Source organism: Thermodesulfobacteriota bacterium, from assembly GCA_026415035.1.
Taxonomy (GTDB): domain Bacteria; phylum Desulfobacterota; class BSN033; order BSN033; family UBA1163; genus RBG-16-49-23.
This window is the reverse complement of record JAOAHX010000024.1, coordinates 1-16,870: the sequence shown is the minus strand read 5'-3', so window position 1 is coordinate 16,870 and position 16,870 is coordinate 1. Positions and strand designations below refer to the sequence as shown.

The following is a 16,870-nucleotide window of genomic DNA, read 5'->3' as shown; positions in this document are numbered from 1 at the left end:
GGCAGGGTCTTTTAGGAACGATCGGGCCAGGTTCTCGACCTTCCCTTCGGGAGGGAGACGATCGAATCCCCGGAGTCGGAGCCGAAAGCATCCGGGCCTTTATCAAGCTCCGCGCGGACGGTCTCGAACACTTGATGGAACATGGCCCGAGATAATTTCCCTGTAAAGGTATTTTGTTGGCTCGGGTGATAGGTGACCACCATGGTGACCTGTCGAAAAGAGGGAGGTCTCGACCCTGTCTCCCCAAGGGAGAAGGAGTAGACCTTCCCATGGCCGAACTCGAGGGAGGGGAATTTAAATCCTAATATTCGTAGGCATCTCTGGGCCTCGCGAAAAGCCACCCTTCCTAAAGGAACGATGACCTGGAGATGTCTCAAGAGATGGAATTCTTTTAGAAGGTAGGCGCGACAGGCCTCGATCTCCTTATCGGTGGGCCTATTTTGAGGAGGTGCACACCGCACCGTGGCGGTGATATAACAGCCCTTGATCTTCAGATTGTCATCCCTCCGATCCGAATAGGGCTGATTGGCAAACCCGAAGCGGTGGAGGGCTTCGAAGAGCCACTCCCCGCTTCGATCCCCTGTGAACATGCGTCCGGTTCGATTTCCTCCATGGGCAGAGGGCGCAAGGCCAAGGATGAGGACCCTTGCCTCAGGATCTCCAAACCCAGGAAGGGGCTTCGACCAATAGGACCAGTTCAGATATCTCGGGGGACGGCGGATCCCTACCTCCCTCACGTAGGAGGATAGCCGTTTACATTTCTTGCACCGAAGGATGGTGCCCTGAAGCCTCGCCCATTCTTTTTCGAAGGGCTCTTTGTCCGTCATCCCTATTTTCTTGAGCTCTTTCGTTGGAAAAGGGGTGTTTGAGGGCCCCCCTTGTCAAGGGGATTGTTTGTATAATAGGATAAATCGGCAAGACCGATCAAGGAGGAACGATACGCCATGATCCGAGCCTTTAACAAACATTACCGAAAGGCCCTCGATCTTCTCGAACAGTCCACCGGCAGCGAGAAGATCGAGATGGCAGAGAGGGTGATCGAGTGGTTTCGAGAACTCCCCGAAGAGTATCTGATCTCTTTGGCCCTCTTCTTTAATGAGGTCATCGATGACCTGGGCGATGAAAGCCTTGAGAAGATCAATCTGCGGGCCAAACCGAAAAAGAAGGCCGAACCCAGGGAAGAGGAGGATCTCGACGAATACGAGGATGAAGAAGATTACGAGGATTACGAGGAGGATGAGGAAGAGGATTATTAGGATTTCGAGGCCAGGATGGCGCGATTATAGGCCCAACGCTCCATTCTGCCGATCTCTTCTTTCATGGTGATGGAAAGGGGAACGATATTCCCTGCCGAAATGATCACATCCTGCTCCGTTAACGGCCTTCCCTCGTTAAACGCATCGATCATGGCCCCGTTGACCGCTTGCTCGATCTCTGCCCCGTTAAATCCCTCGGTGACCTTGACCAGCATGTTCAGGTTCATCTTCGATAGATCCACCCCGTGCTTCTTCAGATGGATCGTCAGGATCTCTTTTCTTTCCTGAGCATTGGGGAGGGTTACGAAGAAGATCTGGTCGAAACGGCCCTTCCTCAGGACCTCTGGAGGAAGCAGTTCGATCACGTTGGCTGTGGCGGCAATGAAGACGAAATTTTTTTTCTCCTGCATCCAGGTGAGAAAGGACGCGAAGACCCTCGATTGGGTTCCCCCCCCTGCCTTTTGGCTCTGGATGCTGATGCCGGCCTCAATCTCATCGATCCAGAGCACCGATGGAGCAACCGACTCGGCCGTCTGGAGGGCCACCTGGAGGGATTTTTCTGGCTCTCCAACCGTCCCGTCATAGAGCCTGGCCATGTCGAGATGGAGAAGGGGGATCCCCCAGAAGGAGGCGAAGACCTTGGCACAGAGGCTTTTGCCACATCCCGAGACCCCGGTGATCAGAACCCCCTTGGGGAGCTGTAAACCAAAGGACAGGCTCTCTTTACTGAGGATGTTCTTTCGCTTTTTGAGCCACTCCTTCAGGTTTTCCAGCCCTCCCACCTCGTCGAGGGTAGGACGGTGTGTGACCAAGCTTAAAATACCAGATTTACGGATCAATTGACCCTTCTCTTCGAGGATGTCCTCCACCACGGTATCGTCGAGCGTTGTCTTTCCGATGAGGGCGGCCCGGAAGGCACGGGCCACCTGATCCAAAGAGAGGCCGAGGGCGGCCTTCACCATCCGTTCTTTGAGCTCGGGGGTGAGGGATTCGCTCAATTTCACGGCCTGGGGATTTCCGATGATCACGCTGTTTAAGACCCTCTCCACTTCGGTTGTATCAGGCATCGGGAGTTCATAGACGACCATCTCCCGACGGAGTTCCTCCGGTAGGATGAGGACCGGGGCGACGATGAAAAGGGTGGTATAACGATTCCGGAGGGCCCGATGGACATCCTTCAGTTTTCTGACCAGAAGGGGGTCGCGTTCCATCAACGAGTGGAGTCCCTCGAAGAGATAGAAGGCCTGGTCGGTCCTTTGGATCACCCGCTCTAACGCCTCCAAAGGGGGCTTTGTATTTTCGATGGTCTCTTCCTCACCTGTTAGACCTGTGAAGGGGTTCCAGATGTAAAGTTTCGGCTTGGGCTGAAAGGCCTGGGAGACCTCTTTGAGCAACCCCTCGACCCGATCCTCCTCGTCGGAAAGGATGTAGACAATGGAGACCCTGGAAAGGATCAACCTTTTCAGATCCTGTAGGATCTGCTGCCTTTTGGATTGTTCCAGCATACAGAAAAATTATATCCACCTGTGGGTAAAAAATCCACCCCGGGGTAAAAGCTTTCTTTATATCTAAAAATCCGTTATAATTTGCCCACTTTCCATTAGGGGGATGGGGCATGAGGATTCACGAATACCAGGCGAAAGAGATTCTCAAAGGTTATGGCATCCCGGTTCCGAAGGGAGGGGTGGCTGAGACACCTGAAAGGGCGCGAGAGATTGCACAGGAGATTGGATCGAAGAAGATGGTGGTCAAGGCCCAAATCCATGCAGGGGGCCGTGGGAAGGGAGGGGGCGTCCGGGTCGTGAACAGTCCAGAGGAGGCCGAAAAGGCCGCCCGGGCGATCCTTGGCATGAACCTTGTGACGGATCAAACAGGGCCGGAGGGGAAGGTCGTTCGGAAGGTTCTGGTCGAAGAGGGTATCGACCTCCAAGAAGAGCTTTATATAGGAGTTGTGATCGATCGCGGCAGGGAGTTACCCGTGGTGATGGCCAGCCGCGCAGGCGGCATGGAGATCGAAAAGATCGCTGCGGAGTCTCCGGAGAGGATCGTCAAAGAATGGATCGATCCTTCTTTCGGATGGAGACCGTTTCATGCCAATAAGATTGGATATGGACTGGGGATTGAACCTTCCCTGGTTGGGAAGTTGAGAGGCGTCCTGGGCGGGCTCTTCAGGGTTTTTGTTGAAAAGGACATCCTCCTTGCCGAAATCAATCCCTTGGGGCTAACAAGGGGGGGAGACTTCATCGCCGTGGATGCCAAGATCAATTTCGACGACAACGGACTCTTCAGGCACAAGGAGATATTGGCCCTTCGGGATTTAAACGAAGAAGCGCCCCTGGAGATCGAGGCCTCGAAATATAATCTGAACTACATCAAGCTCAATGGGAATGTCGGCTGCATGGTCAATGGTGCTGGGCTCGCCATGGCGACCATGGACATCATCAAGGTCTATGGGGCGGAACCTGCCAATTTTCTCGATGTGGGGGGAGGGGCAACGACAGAGATGGTCAAAAACGGGTTTAAGATTCTCATGTCAGACCCCGACGTGAAGGTAGTTTTCATCAATATTTTCGGGGGGATCCTGAGATGTGATACCCTGGCCAGAGGGGTCACGGAGGCCGTTCGGGAGGTGGATGTGAAGATCCCCATCGTAGTTCGATTGGAGGGAACGAATGTGGAGGAGGGGCGAAGGATCCTCAGGGAATCCGGCCTTGCCTTCACCGTGGCCTCCGATATGGAAGAGGGGGCCAAGAAGGTCATAGAGGCCATAAAGGGAAGATCATAAAAAAGATGGGGGTTATGAAAAATTTTTCTGGCCCGATGAGTTCTCGGGTTCAAAACGAGCCTAATGACGGAGGATCTTGATGAGCATTTTGATCGACGAGACGACCCGGGTAGTGGTCCAGGGCATTACGGGGAATGAAGGGCTCTTCCATACGAGACAGATGAGAGAGTATGGAACGAAGATCGTTGCCGGGGTGACCCCGGGGAAGGGAGGGCAGAGGGTCGACGGTATCCCTGTTTTCAATAGCGTTCTGGAAGCGGTCAAGGAGACAGCTCCGGATGCCTCGGCCATCTTCGTCCCCCCTGCCTTTGCAGCCGATGCCATCTTAGAGGCCGCGGATGCTGGAATCCCGCTGATCGTCTGCTTGACCGAGGGCATTCCGACATTGGATATGGTGATGGTCAAAAAGTTTTTAAAAGAACGAGGGGCCAAGCTGATCGGTCCGAACACCCCTGGGATTATCTCTCCAGGGAAATGTAAAATCGGGGTCATGGCAGGTTATATTCATCGGCCCGGGCCGATCGGGATCATGTCGAGAAGCGGAACGCTGACTTACGAAGTTGTGGATCAGTTGACGAAAAAGGGGATCGGCCAATCGACCTGTGTCGGCATCGGAGGAGATCAGATCATCGGTCTCAATTTTGTAAATCTCTTGGAGCTCTTTGAAAATGACCCCACCACCGAAGCCATGATCATCATCGGGGAGATTGGGGGGACGGCCGAGGAGGAGGCCTCCCAATTCATTCGGAAGAACGTAAAAAAACCTGTCGTAGCCTTCATTGCCGGCCTCAGCGCGCCCCCTGGAAGGAGGATGGGACATGCAGGGGCCATTATCACCGGGGGGAAGGGCACTGCCAGCGAAAAGATGAGGGCCCTGGAGGAGGCCGGGGTGAAGGTCGTTAAGAATCCCGCATGGATCGGAGAGGAGATCTCCCGGTTGCTAAAATGAAAAAGATTCAAATAAATTCATGAAGATAAACAAAAATGTTTATCTTTTCTTTGATTTATGTTATGAATATACCGATTTCCCCTAAGATTCGGTATTAAAAAGATTATTCCGCCCAGAGAGAGGCGGAGAACCAGCTAAGAACATTCGGACGATGAAGGGGATTGGAAGATGATTTCTGAATTGAGAGAACGAATTAAAGGATTGAATGATCGCTTGGAAAATCTCCGAGGGTACCTTTGACATAGACAAAAGGAAACAGAGGCTCGATGAAATCAGCAAGATGATGTTAGAACCGCATTTTTGGGAAGGGGGTGAGGCTACACAAAAAATTTTAAAAGAGAGGACCTCCCTTCTCGAGTCCCTAAGTACCTGGGAGGAGGAGAAGAAAGGGGTCGAAGAGATGGAAATCCTCCTCCAGCTGATCGAGGAACAGCAGGATGACGGAGAGGCCCTGGCCCTGTTGGAGAGGATCCGGAGAAGTGAAGAGGCGATCGGCCAGATGGAATTCAAAAGGATGCTGGGGGGGGAGCACGACGAACGAAATGCTATTGTCAGCATCAATGCGGGGGCAGGGGGCACCGAGGCGCAGGACTGGGTGGAGATGCTCCTCAGGATGTATCTCAGGTGGGCGGAAAGCAAAAAATACCGCACAGAGATCATTGACATCCTCGCAGGTGAAGAGGCGGGGTTGAAAAACGTTACGTTTACCGTGACGGGGCGATATGCTTATGGTTATCTTAAGGCAGAGGTAGGAATCCATCGGTTAGTTCGGATCTCCCCTTTCGATGCAGGAGCCCGGCGACACACCTCTTTTGCTTCGGTCTTTGTGATTCCTGAGATTCCGGACGATATCGTGGTGGAAATAGACGAAAAGGACTTGAGGATAGATACCTATCGGGCCAGCGGAGCAGGTGGTCAGCATGTCAATAAGACCGATTCCGCCGTCCGGATCACCCACCTCCCGACCGGCATCGTCGTCCAGTGTCAGAATGAACGGTCTCAGCATAAGAATAAAGCCATGGCCTTGAAGATATTGAAGGCCCGCCTCTATGAAAGAGAGATGAAGGAGAAGGCCGAAAAATTAGAGGAACTTCACAGCAACAAAAAGGAGATCGCCTGGGGGAGCCAGATCCGTTCCTATATTTTGCACCCCTATAAGATGGTGAAGGATCACCGGACCGATTTAGTGATTCATCAAGTGGACCGGGTCCTCGACGGAGAGATCGACGACCTGATCCGGGCTTATTTGCTCAGCTCCGCTTAAGCTAACCTCTTGAATAGGATCGCCGTTTTACGATGAGCAACGAACATCCTTTCGAGAAGACACAAGAAAAATTCGTTCCAGAGGAGGAAAGGAGACTTTTCGGAATCCTCGAGGAGAAAATCGACCATCTCTTGAGAAGGTATCAGGAGCTCTTAAAAGAGAAAGAGGATCTGGCAGCAGAGCTCGACCGGGAGAAGGAGAGGCGTATTCAACTGGAAAAGAGGATGGAAATCCTATCCCAGGACAGGGAGACGATCAGGGACAGGATCGATTCACTTCTTCACCGGCTGCGACACATCGACCTGTGAGGGCTTCTTTCTCCTCGGAGGGCGTGGTTCTGGGAATTTGAATTCAACCCCGGAAGGTCGGTTTCCTGAACGAGGGGACAACGGGTTTCGAGGAGTACAAAGGCAGGGACGGGGAAGAGGATCGAGGAAAGGGAACCGATGAAAGACTGAGGGGTAAAACGGGGCTGTGGGATCTCGGATGGGATGGCCTCGGAGGCCAGCTCGCCACTAACGAGAGGGATAAAGAGATTGGCTGGCCGGATATGGGTGAGCTCCATGGAAAGAGAAAAATCTGTTGAAATAAAGGTGTTTGGCCAAACTTATATCGTCAAGACCGATGCGGAGGAGAGCCACATTCAAGAGGTGGCCAGGTATGTGAATGAAAAGATGAACGAGGTGACCAGGAAAACCAGAAGTGTGTCTACTTTAAATGTGGCCATCTTAACGGCTCTCAACATTGCCGACGACCTTTTAAGGGAGCGGGAACACCGGTTGGCCTTGCTTCGAGAATTGGAGGTCAAATCGAAAGACCTGGTTGACAAAATAGATATCCATATAGGAGGGAAAGAAACGCAAAAGGTGACCATTACCGGATGAGGTTTCTTGCAAGGACCGTAGGAGAATCATGTACCCTGAAATCTATTAGAAAGAACGGATCCGAAGGGCTGATGGAGGGAGGACCTCCCTCCAAAGCATTTAATGGCTGCATCCGGGGAAGAGAAGTGTCCGCGGGTAGAGAGAGATGGGATTGGACGGTTAAATCCCAAATGGAGAAGGGCTTGGATTTGATCAGGATGATGCTGGTGACCCTCATGGGAATTCTCACCGGGCAGTTTAAGCCGGCAGGGGAACCGAGGCAAATTTTCCCGAGCAGAGGGAGTGGTCTTGAAAGCAGGAATATCCTCGGGCTGCTGTCGAATACGGTGACCGAATTTCAAGGTATAAAAGCGATGCGTTGGGCATTCCCAAAGGGATTTTCTCTGTCAAGGTCTTGCCATCGACCCCTCTCAAGACAAACCCCGTCTCGATCTATCCTTCGTTCCCTTCTTCTTTCCCATTAACCCACCCACACCCCCCGGGCCTCGATAGGCGAGGGTCAAGCAGGCCACGGGTGACCTCCCGTGGGGTGGGGACATAAATTTCTCACACTGAGGAGGTGAACGGAACATTGAATCTATCCATGGGATTTTATATTGTCCTCGTTCTGGGGATGGCCTTTTTTGGGGCCGTCATCGGTTTTCTGCTCCACCGGAGGTTTTCGGAGGCCAAAATAGGGGCCGCCCGTGAAGCGGCCAAACGCCTCATCGAAGAAGCCGAGAAAGAGGCGGAGATTCTCAAGAAGGAAGCGCTGCTTCAAGCGAAGGATCAGTTTTATCAGGAGAAGGCAGAGTTTGAGAAGGAGTTGGCTCAGCGGAAGCAGGAGCTGTTGAACATTGAAAAGAGAATTGCCCAAAGGGAGTCCTTGCTTGACAAGAAGATGGAGTTTCTGGACGCGAAGGAGGCCGAGCTCACCCGGAAAGAGAAGTTCATCCAGCAGCAAGAGAAGCAGGTTCAGGAGCAGGAGAAAAAGGTAGCCGAGTTGATCCAGAAGGAGCGGGCCCAGCTGGAGCAGATCGCCAAGATGACTTCCGAAGAGGCCAAGCGACTCTTGATGGAAGCGATGGAAGAGGAGGCCAAACACGAAGCTGCCAAAAAGATCAAGCGCATCGAAGAGGAGGCCAGGGAAACGGCGGATAAAAAAGCCAAAGAGATCATCAGCTTGGCCATTCAACGATATGCTGGGGAATACGTGGCCGAGCAGACGGTCTCGGTCGTCAATTTGCCAAATGAAGAGATGAAAGGGAGGATTATCGGCCGGGAGGGTCGAAACATACGAGCCCTTGAGGCAGCAACTGGCGTTGACCTGATCATCGACGATACCCCCGAAGCGGTCATCCTTTCGGGATTCAACCCAGTTCGGAGGGAGATCGCCCGAATCTCGCTTGAACGGCTGGTCAGTGATGGTCGGATCCATCCCGCAAGGATCGAGGAGATCGTCCATAAGGTGGAACAGGAGGTGGAGGCTTCGATTCGAGAGGCAGGGGAGCAGGCCACCTTTGATGTGGGGGTCCACGGAATTCATCCCGAACTGATCAAACTCATCGGCCGATTGAAATACCGGACCAGCTACGGCCAAAACGTCTATCAACATTCCCTGGAGGTGGCCTTTCTTTGTGGAATCATGGCAGCGGAGCTGGGCCTGAATGTGAAGCAAGCCAAGAGGGCAGGGCTGTTACACGATATCGGTAAGGCAGTAGATCACGAAGTCGAGGGGCCCCATGGTAAAATCGGGGCGGAATTGGCCAGGAGGTATGGCGAATCCCCTGCCATCGTCCGGGCGATCGCCGCCCACCATGAGGAGGAGAAGCCTGAAACCATACTGGATGTCTTGGTGGAGGCAGCCGACGCCCTTTCAGGGGCCAGACCTGGGGCGAGGCGCGAAATGCTCGAGACCTATGTGAAACGGCTGGAGGATCTTGAAAAGATCGCCCAGTCTTTCCAGGGGGTGGAGAAGTCCTATGCGATTCAGGCGGGGAGGGAGATCCGGGTGATTGTGCAGCCCGAGCGTATCTCAGACGAGGCCTCCGTCGTCCTTTCCAGAGACATCGCCCGAAAGATCGAAAAGGAGCTTACTTATCCTGGGCAGATTAAGGTGACCGTGATCAGGGAAATGAGAGCGGTTGAGATCGCAAAGTAAACCCCAGGGAGGCAGGCGAGGTTCCCTCCCTCTTTCTGGGATTTAGGACGAGCGGGGATGAAGATCCTTTTCATCGGGGACGTCGTTGGAAAGCCTGGAAGGAAGGCCATTGCGGGATTGTTGGGCCAAATCGTCCGCGTTCACCATATCGATTTTACCATCGCCAATGGGGAGAATGCGGCCGGGGGGATGGGGATGACTCCCGATATCGCTCGGGAATTGATCGAAAAGGGGATCGATTTGCTCACCTCAGGAAACCATATCTGGGCCAAAAAGGAGATCTATCCTTTTTTGGACATTGAACCGAGGATCTTGAGACCTGCAAATTACCCCCCGAATGTTCCAGGCCGGGGGGCAGGGGTCTTTTACGCCAAAAGCGGGCAGAAGATCGGAGTGGTCAACCTCGAAGGAAGGGTCTTTATGAAATCCATCGAGTGTCCCTTTCGAGTTGCGGAGAGGGAGATTGACCGGTTAAAGGAAGAGACACCGGTCATCGTCGTCGACTTCCATGCAGAGGCCACCTCCGAAAAGGTCGCGATGGGATGGTATTTGGATGGAAAGGTTACGGCCGTCTTGGGAACTCATACCCACGTTCCAACCTGTGACGAGAGGATCTTGGATGGAGGCACGGCTTATATTACGGATGTGGGGATGACAGGACCTTTGGATTCTGTTATAGGGATACGGAAGCAGGTGGCCGTCAATCGATTCCTGACCCAGATCCCCTGGAAATATGATGTGGCCACGGATGAGATTGTGATGCAGGGCGTGATCATCGATGCCGATCCCGCGACGGGAAAAGCGAATGGCATTCAGAGGCTCTGTCTTCCTTTAAACCCATGATCCCGGGGAGGGGAGGGCGAATGGGAATGGCAGGAGAGAACAGACTTAAATCCGTGATGGAGGTTTTCCGCGAGCGAGGGTTCATCGAACAGGTCACGGATGAGAAGAGGATTGCAGAAATTTTAGAGGGAAAAGTCACCTGTTACATCGGGTTCGATCCGACCGCCTCCAGTTTTCACGTGGGAAGCTTGGTGCCTATCATGGCCCTCGCTCACATGCAGAGGCACGGCCACAGACCCATCGCCCTCATCGGCGGGGGGACGGGTCTGGTGGGCGATCCGAGCGGTAAGGATGAGATGAGGCAGCTGTTGACCTACGAGGAGATTCAAAGAAATGCCGAGGCCCAAAAGAGGCAGTTTTCAAAATTTTTGGATTTCTCAGAGGACCGGGCTCTGCTTCTGAATAATGCCGAGTGGCTCACACGGCTGAATTATATCGAATTCCTTCGGGATATCGGGGTCCATTTCAGTGTAAACCGGATGCTTGCCACCGAATCGATCAAGATTCGTTTGGAAACGGGGCTGTCATTCATCGAGTTCAACTATCAGCTCCTCCAGGCCTATGATTTCTGGTATCTTTTTAAACACTACGATTGTTTGATTCAGATGGGCGGAAGTGACCAATGGGGGAATATTGTCGCCGGGATCGATCTCATTCGTCGGCTTGAAGGGAAACAGGCCTATGGAATCACTTTCCCTCTGATCATGACCGCGGATGGGAGAAAGATGGGCAAGACCGAAAGGGGGGCGGTCTGGTTAGATCCCGAACGGACTTCTCCCTATGATTATTACCAATTCTGGATCAACACCGATGATCGGGATGTTCGGCGATTTTTGGCCCTCTTCACTTTTCTGCCCATGGAGGAGATCAACGAATACGGGAAATTGAAGGGAGCCGAACTGAGGAAAGCCAAAGAGGTTCTTGCTTTCGAGGCCACGAAGATCGTTCACGGAGAGGAAGAAGCGCAAAAAGCCAGGGCTGCGTCAAAGGCCCTTTTCGGAAAGGATGAAACGGCAGAAGGGTCGATTCCCACGACCTACTTTCCAAAGGAGAAATTTTCACAAGGAATTCCAATATTTAAATTATTTGAGATGGTTGCCCTTTCGTCTTCGGGGTCAGAGGCGAGACGATTGATTGAACAGGGTGGGGGGTATCTTAACGAGCAGAGGGTAGAAAAATTCGACCAGCTTGTAACCCTTTGTGATTTCAATGAAAAAGGGGAAATTTTCCTGAGGGCCGGCAAAAAGCGATTTCACCGTATCAAATTCCTTGACAAATAGAAATTATATTTTAAAATATTAAAGTTGTTCGATGAAAAGGCCGATCAAATTTGAGAAATTTTTCTCCTTGACAAAAAAAGAGAATTGGATTATATAATAAACTCGGAATTTTTCGCTCTTTGAAAATAGAATAAGGGGTTATTGATTCTGGGTCCTTGTTCCTTTATCTAATGATCACTTCGAAAGAAGTTTTCATTGGAGAGTTTGATCCTGGCTCAGAACGAACGCTGGCGGCGTGCCTAACACATGCAAGTCGAACGAGAAATCCTGGGAAACCGGGAGAGTAAAGTGGCGCACGGGTGAGTAACGCGTGGGTAACCTGCCCTTGAGTTGGGGATAACCCCGCGAAAGCGGGGCTAATACCGAATAAAATGGCCCCCCTCCGGGGGAGGACATCAAAGGTGGCCTCTGCATGCAAGCTACTGCTCAAGGATGGGCCCGCGTACCATTAGCTAGTTGGTAGGGTAATGGCCTACCAAGGCGACGATGGTTAGCTGGTCTGAGAGGATGGCCAGCCACACTGGAACTGAGACACGGTCCAGACTCCTACGGGAGGCAGCAGTGGGGAATCTTGCGCAATGGGGGAAACCCTGACGCAGCAACGCCGCGTGGGTGATGAAGGCCTTCGGGTCGTAAAGCCCTGTCAGGTGGGAAGAAATTTGCCGATGCGAATAACATCGGCATTTGACGGTACCACCGGAGGAAGCACCGGCTAACTCCGTGCCAGCAGCCGCGGTAATACGGAGGGTGCAAGCGTTGTTCGGAATCATTGGGCGTAAAGCGCGTGTAGGCGGTTGGGTAAGTCAGATGTGAAAGCCTTCCGCTCAACGGAAGAAGTGCATTTGAAACTGCCCGGCTAGAGTACGGGAGAGGAGAGTGGAATTCCCGGTGTAGAGGTGAAATTCGTAGATATCGGGAGGAACACCAGTGGCGAAGGCGGCTCTCTGGCCCGATACTGACGCTGAGACGCGAAAGCGTGGGGAGCAAACAGGATTAGATACCCTGGTAGTCCACGCCGTAAACGATGGGCACTAGGTGTAGGAGGTATTGACCCCTTCTGTGCCGAAGCTAACGCATTAAGTGCCCCGCCTGGGGAGTACGGCCGCAAGGTTAAAACTCAAAGGAATTGACGGGGGCCCGCACAAGCGGTGGAGCATGTGGTTTAATTCGACGCAACGCGAAGAACCTTACCTGGGCTTGACATCCGCTGACCGTCCTGGAAACAGGACTTTCCCCGCGAGGGGACAGCGAGACAGGTGCTGCATGGCTGTCGTCAGCTCGTGTCGTGAGATGTTGGGTTAAGTCCCGCAACGAGCGCAACCCTCATCCTTAGTTGCCATCATTGAGTTGGGCACTCTAAGGAAACTGCCTCGGTTAACGGGGAGGAAGGTGGGGATGACGTCAAGTCCTCATGGCCTTTATGTCCAGGGCTACACACGTGCTACAATGGGCGGTACAAAGGGTTGCAATACCGCGAGGTGGAGCCAATCCCAAAAAGCCGCTCTCAGTTCAGATTGGAGTCTGCAACTCGACTCCATGAAGGCGGAATCGCTAGTAATCGCGGATCAGCATGCCGCGGTGAATACGTTCCCGGGCCTTGTACACACCGCCCGTCACACCATGGGAGCTGACTGTACCAGAAGTCGCTGGGCTAACCCCGGGTATGACTTGGGGAGGCAGGCGCCTAAGGTATGGTTGGTGACTGGGGTGAAGTCGTAACAAGGTAGCCGTAGGGGAACCTGCGGCTGGATCACCTCCTTTCTAAGGAGCCTTCGGTTCCGGGTGACCGGATCCAAGCTCTTAGGTCAATCCCAAAATCAATAACCCCTCAAAAATTTTTAATGGGGTGGAGAAGGCCCGAAGAAGTGGGCGAAATCCCCTTTTAAGGGCCTATAGCACGTAAAACTCCCGAGGGCTAAGGCTATAGGCCAAAATTCGGAGAGGCGGGGCCTATAGCTCAGTTTGGCAGAGCGCACGCCTTATAAGCGGGAGGGCGATAGTTCAAATCTATCTAGGCCCACCAGGATTACCTTCGCGAACTTCGGAAAGTTTTGTGGATGGGGATGTAGCTCAGCGGGAGAGCACCTGCCTTGCACGCAGGGGGTCGGCGGTTCAAATCCGCTCATCTCCACCAGAACAGGAGGAGGGTTGAATCGCTTGATCTTCTGATTCCAAGAAGCGATAAATTCCCATCCCTCTCGAATAAAGAGATCGTTCTTTGACAATTGAATATGGATGAAGGCACCGCAATGCTATTGTGACCCGTGAAGGGTGGATCAAGGATCGCCCTTTGCGGATCACGGTCAAGATTTATGGTCAAGCTACTAAGGGCATACGGTGGATGCCTTGGTGCCGGGAGGCGATGAAGGACGTGGTAAGCTGCGATAAGCCTCGGGGAGCCGCTAAACAGGCTTAGATCCGGGGATCTCCGAATGGGAAAACCCATACCGGGTAATACCGGTATATCCCGTCATGAATCCATAGTGGCGGGAGGCGAACGAGGGGAACTGAAACATCTCAGTACCTTCAGGAAAAGAAATCAACAGAGATTCCCTGAGTAGTGGCGAGCGAAACGGGAGGAGCCTAAATCCCGCATATGCTAAAGCCTGTGAGCGTTGTATGCGGGAGGTTGCGGGGTCTTATCGGAAGTCTTCACAGGGACTTCGGGGGGAATTCATTTCCATAGCTGAATCCACTGGAAAGTGGAGCCATAGAGGGTGATAGCCCCGTAAGCGAAATGGAAATGAAACCCCTGGATAAGATACCCAAGTACCACGAGACACGGGAAATCTTGTGGGAATCTGGGAGGACCATCTTCCAAGGCTAAATACTACCCGGCAACCGATAGTGAACCAGTACCGTGAGGGAAAGGTGAAAAGTACCCCAATGAGGGGAGTGAAATAGTACCTGAAACCGTATGCTTACAAGCAGTGGGAGGACGGTGGATACCGGAAGGGTTCGCCCTTCGGGTATTCTGTCTGACCGCGTGCCTTTTGCATAATGAGCCTGCGAGTTACTCTATGTGGCGAGGTTAATTCCTCAAGGGGAAGGAGCCGGAGCGAAAGCGCGTCTTAAAAGGGCGACTTAGTCACATGGAGTAGACCCGAAACCAGGTGATCTATCCATGGCCAGGGTGAAATTCGCATAACAGCGAATGGAGGCCCGAACCGGTGAAGGTTGAAAACTTCTCGGATGAGCTGTGGATCGGAGTGAAAGGCTAATCAAACCTGGAGATAGCTGGTTCTCCCCGAAATATATTGAGGTATAGCCTCAGGACATTCGTTGACGGAGGTAGAGCACTGGATGGGCTAGGGGTCCTACCAGATTACCAAACCCAACCAAACTCCGAATGCCGTCATACGTTATCCTGGGAGTCAGCCCGTGGGAGATAACTTCCATGGACGAGAGGGGAACAACCCAGACCGTCAGCTAAGGTCCCTAAGGATATGCTAAGTGGGAAAGGATGTGGAAGCGCTCAGACAGCCAGGAGGTTGGCTTAGAAGCAGCCATCCTTTAAAGAAAGCGTAATAGCTCACTGGTCGAGTGAGTCTGCGCCGAAAATGTAACGGGGCTCAAGCATATCACCGAAGCTACGGATCCCGATAACCCTCGGGATGGTAGGGGAGCATTCCATGGTAGGGCGAAGGATGACCGCGAGGACATCTGGACGAGATGGAAGAGATCATGCAGGCACGAGTAGCGATAATGCTGATGAGAAATCAGCACGCCGTAAACCTCAGGTTTCCTGAGCAAGGGTAATCCTCTCAGGGTTAGTCGATCCCTAAGCCGAGGCTGAGAAGCGTAGGTGATGGAAAACAGGTTAATATTCCTGTACCACCGGATTGGCGTTTGAGCGATGGGGGGGTGCAGAAGGGTAGGTCATCCAGGTGTTGGATGCCCTGGTTCAAGCCCGTAGGTGGGAATTCCAGGCAAATCCGGAGTTCCAATTGCAAACACCGAGAGGTGACGACCACCCCGAGATTCGTCGAGGGGGAAGTGACTGAGCCCATGCTGACAAGAAAAGCCCCTAGCAAGTCAATCAGGTGATCGTACCGCAAACCGACTCAGGTAGGTGAGGAGAGCATCCTAAGGCGCTTGAGAGAACCCTGGTTAAGGAACTCGGCACACTAGCACCGTAACTTCGGAAGAAGGTGTGCCATGATCCGTGAGAGGACTTGCTCCTTGAGCGGGTCATGGTCGCAGTGAAACGGGGGTGGCGACTGTTTACTAAAAACACAGGAGTCTGCGAAGTCGAAAGACGATGTATAGGCTCTGACGCCTGCCCGGTGCTGGAAGGTTAAGGGGATTCGTCATGTCGTAGCGATACGGCAGAAGCGTTGAACCGAAGCCCCAGTAAACGGCGGCCGTAACTATAACGGTCCTAAGGTAGCGAAATTCCTTGTCGGGTAAGTTCCGACCTGCACGAATGGCGTAACGACTTCCCCGCTGTCTCAACCAGGGACTCAGCGAAACTGTATTGGCGGTGCCGATGCCGTCTACCCGCGGCAAGACGGAAAGACCCCGTGCACCTTTACTACAACTTGGCAATGAATTTCGGAATAGTCTGTGTAGGATAGGTGGGAGACTGTGAGATCTCGGCGCCAGTCGGGATGGAGTCGTCCTTGAAATACCACCCTGATTGTTTTGGAATTCTAACCTGGGCCCGTCATCCGGGTCGGGGACATTGCCTGGTGGGTAGTTTGACTGGGGCGGTCGCCTCCTAAAGGGTAACGGAGGCGCGCAAAGGTTCCCTCAGGCTGATTGGAAACCAGCCGTAGAGTGTAAAGGCATAAGGGAGCTTGACTGCAAGACCTACAAGTCAAGCAGGGACGAAAGTCGGCCTTAGTGATCCGGCGGTTCCGCATGGAAGGGCCGTCGCTCAACGGATAAAAGGTACGCCGGGGATAACAGGCTAATTTCCCCCAAGAGTTCACATCGACGGGGAAGTTTGGCACCTCGATGTCGGCTCATCGCATCCTGGGGCTGTAGCAGGTCCCAAGGGTTTGGCTGTTCGCCAATTAAAGCGGTACGCGAGCTGGGTTTAAAACGTCGTGAGACAGTTTGGTCCCTATCTGCCGTGGGCGTAGGATACTTGAGGGGAGCTGTCCCTAGTACGAGAGGACCGGGATGGACGAACCGACGGTGTTCCAGTTGTGACGCCAGTCGCAGCGCTGGGTAGCCGTGTTCGGAAGGGATAACCGCTGAAAGCATCTAAGCGGGAAGCCCACCCCAAGATGAGGTATCCCTCCTGGTAGCGATACCAGGATAAGACCCCTCGGAGACTACGAGGTTGATAGGTCAGATGTGTAAGTGCCGTAAGGTACTTAGCAGACTGATACTAATCGGTCGATCGGCTTGACCATAATGAATTTATCTCAAGAGTGCCTTCATCCATATTCCTCGTTAAAAAGATTCCTGGTGACCATGGCGAAGGGGAAACACCCGTTCCCATTCCGAACACGGAAGCTA

At 52.9% G+C, this 16,870-nt stretch carries 11 protein-coding genes, 2 tRNA genes and 3 rRNA genes; 14 read left to right on the top strand and 2 right to left on the bottom strand.

Translation table 11 applies throughout. From position 1 onward, the window contains the following. Positions 1-11 precede the first annotated feature (11 nt). Positions 12-827, bottom strand: a complete 816-nt coding sequence (locus N3G78_12455) for a uracil-DNA glycosylase (GenBank protein ID MCX8118722.1) — start codon at positions 825-827, stop codon at positions 12-14. Between the two features lie 117 nt (positions 828-944). On the opposite strand from N3G78_12455, the gene N3G78_12450 reads away from it, so the two are divergent. Continuing rightward, the gene (locus tag N3G78_12450; GenBank protein ID MCX8118721.1) at positions 945-1,256 is read left to right on the top strand and encodes a hypothetical protein; all 312 of its coding nucleotides are present in this window, start codon (positions 945-947) and stop codon (positions 1,254-1,256) included. Here the strand turns inward: N3G78_12450 and N3G78_12445 are convergent. Further along, positions 1,253-2,761, bottom strand: a complete 1,509-nt coding sequence (locus N3G78_12445) for an AAA family ATPase (protein ID MCX8118720.1) — start codon at positions 2,759-2,761, stop codon at positions 1,253-1,255. The genes N3G78_12450 and N3G78_12445 overlap by 4 nt on opposite strands. 110 nt (positions 2,762-2,871) lie before the next feature. Here N3G78_12445 and sucC point away from each other — a divergent pair, with 110 nt between their 5' ends. The 13 genes from sucC to rrf form a co-directional block, all read left to right on the top strand. Continuing rightward, entirely contained in the window at positions 2,872-4,041 is a 1,170-nt protein-coding gene (sucC, locus tag N3G78_12440; protein MCX8118719.1) for an ADP-forming succinate--CoA ligase subunit beta, read from the top strand. A 79-nt stretch (positions 4,042-4,120) separates the two neighbouring features. Further along, the gene (sucD, locus tag N3G78_12435) at positions 4,121-4,990 is read left to right on the top strand and encodes a succinate--CoA ligase subunit alpha (GenBank protein ID MCX8118718.1); all 870 of its coding nucleotides are present in this window, start codon (positions 4,121-4,123) and stop codon (positions 4,988-4,990) included. A gap of 168 nt (positions 4,991-5,158) precedes the next feature. After that, a protein-coding gene (prfB, locus tag N3G78_12430) for a peptide chain release factor 2 (protein ID MCX8118717.1) occupies positions 5,159-6,254 on the top strand; the annotation gives its coding sequence in 2 pieces (ribosomal slippage) (positions 5,159-5,227 and positions 5,229-6,254; 1,095 coding nt in all). 131 nt (positions 6,255-6,385) lie between these two features. Then, the gene (locus tag N3G78_12425; protein ID MCX8118716.1) at positions 6,386-6,562 is read left to right on the top strand and encodes a hypothetical protein; all 177 of its coding nucleotides are present in this window, start codon (positions 6,386-6,388) and stop codon (positions 6,560-6,562) included. 183 nt (positions 6,563-6,745) lie between these two features. After that, complete coding sequence (locus N3G78_12420) at positions 6,746-7,138, top strand: cell division protein ZapA (GenBank protein ID MCX8118715.1); 393 nt, start codon at positions 6,746-6,748, stop codon at positions 7,136-7,138. Positions 7,139-7,721: 583 nt separating this feature from the next. Further along, positions 7,722-9,278, top strand: coding sequence for a ribonuclease Y (gene rny, locus N3G78_12415; GenBank protein ID MCX8118714.1), 1,557 nt, complete (start codon positions 7,722-7,724; stop codon positions 9,276-9,278). Positions 9,279-9,335: 57 nt separating this feature from the next. Continuing rightward, a complete protein-coding gene (locus N3G78_12410) occupies positions 9,336-10,121 on the top strand; it encodes a TIGR00282 family metallophosphoesterase (protein MCX8118713.1) in 786 nt (261 codons plus the stop codon). A gap of 26 nt (positions 10,122-10,147) precedes the next feature. Beyond that, positions 10,148-11,401, top strand: a complete 1,254-nt coding sequence (gene tyrS, locus N3G78_12405) for a tyrosine--tRNA ligase (protein MCX8118712.1) — start codon at positions 10,148-10,150, stop codon at positions 11,399-11,401. Between the two features lie 192 nt (positions 11,402-11,593). Then, positions 11,594-13,162: ribosomal RNA gene (locus N3G78_12400) — 16S ribosomal RNA — on the top strand. Positions 13,163-13,347: 185 nt separating this feature from the next. After that, a tRNA-Ile gene (locus N3G78_12395) sits at positions 13,348-13,424 on the top strand. Between the two features lie 36 nt (positions 13,425-13,460). Next, positions 13,461-13,535: transfer RNA gene (locus N3G78_12390), tRNA-Ala, on the top strand. A gap of 180 nt (positions 13,536-13,715) precedes the next feature. Continuing rightward, positions 13,716-16,764: ribosomal RNA gene (locus tag N3G78_12385) — 23S ribosomal RNA — on the top strand. Between the two features lie 51 nt (positions 16,765-16,815). Continuing rightward, positions 16,816-16,870, top strand: a 5S ribosomal RNA gene (rrf, locus tag N3G78_12380); the annotation flags it as partial.

What these genes read in the sequence shown, in the direction of transcription:
- N3G78_12455 (MCX8118722.1), bottom strand. Translation starts at nt 827, where the DNA reads ATGACGGACAAAGAGCCCTTCGAAAAAGAATGGGCGAGGCTTCAGGGC.
- N3G78_12450 (MCX8118721.1), top strand. Translation starts at nt 945, where the DNA reads ATGATCCGAGCCTTTAACAAACATTACCGAAAGGCCCTCGATCTTCTC.
- N3G78_12445 (MCX8118720.1), bottom strand. Translation starts at nt 2,761, where the DNA reads ATGCTGGAACAATCCAAAAGGCAGCAGATCCTACAGGATCTGAAAAGG.
- sucC (MCX8118719.1), top strand. Translation starts at nt 2,872, where the DNA reads ATGAGGATTCACGAATACCAGGCGAAAGAGATTCTCAAAGGTTATGGC.
- sucD (MCX8118718.1), top strand. Translation starts at nt 4,121, where the DNA reads ATGAGCATTTTGATCGACGAGACGACCCGGGTAGTGGTCCAGGGCATT.
- N3G78_12420 (MCX8118715.1), top strand. Translation starts at nt 6,746, where the DNA reads ATGGCCTCGGAGGCCAGCTCGCCACTAACGAGAGGGATAAAGAGATTG.
- rny (MCX8118714.1), top strand. Translation starts at nt 7,722, where the DNA reads ATGGGATTTTATATTGTCCTCGTTCTGGGGATGGCCTTTTTTGGGGCC.
- N3G78_12410 (MCX8118713.1), top strand. Translation starts at nt 9,336, where the DNA reads ATGAAGATCCTTTTCATCGGGGACGTCGTTGGAAAGCCTGGAAGGAAG.
- tyrS (MCX8118712.1), top strand. Translation starts at nt 10,148, where the DNA reads ATGGCAGGAGAGAACAGACTTAAATCCGTGATGGAGGTTTTCCGCGAG.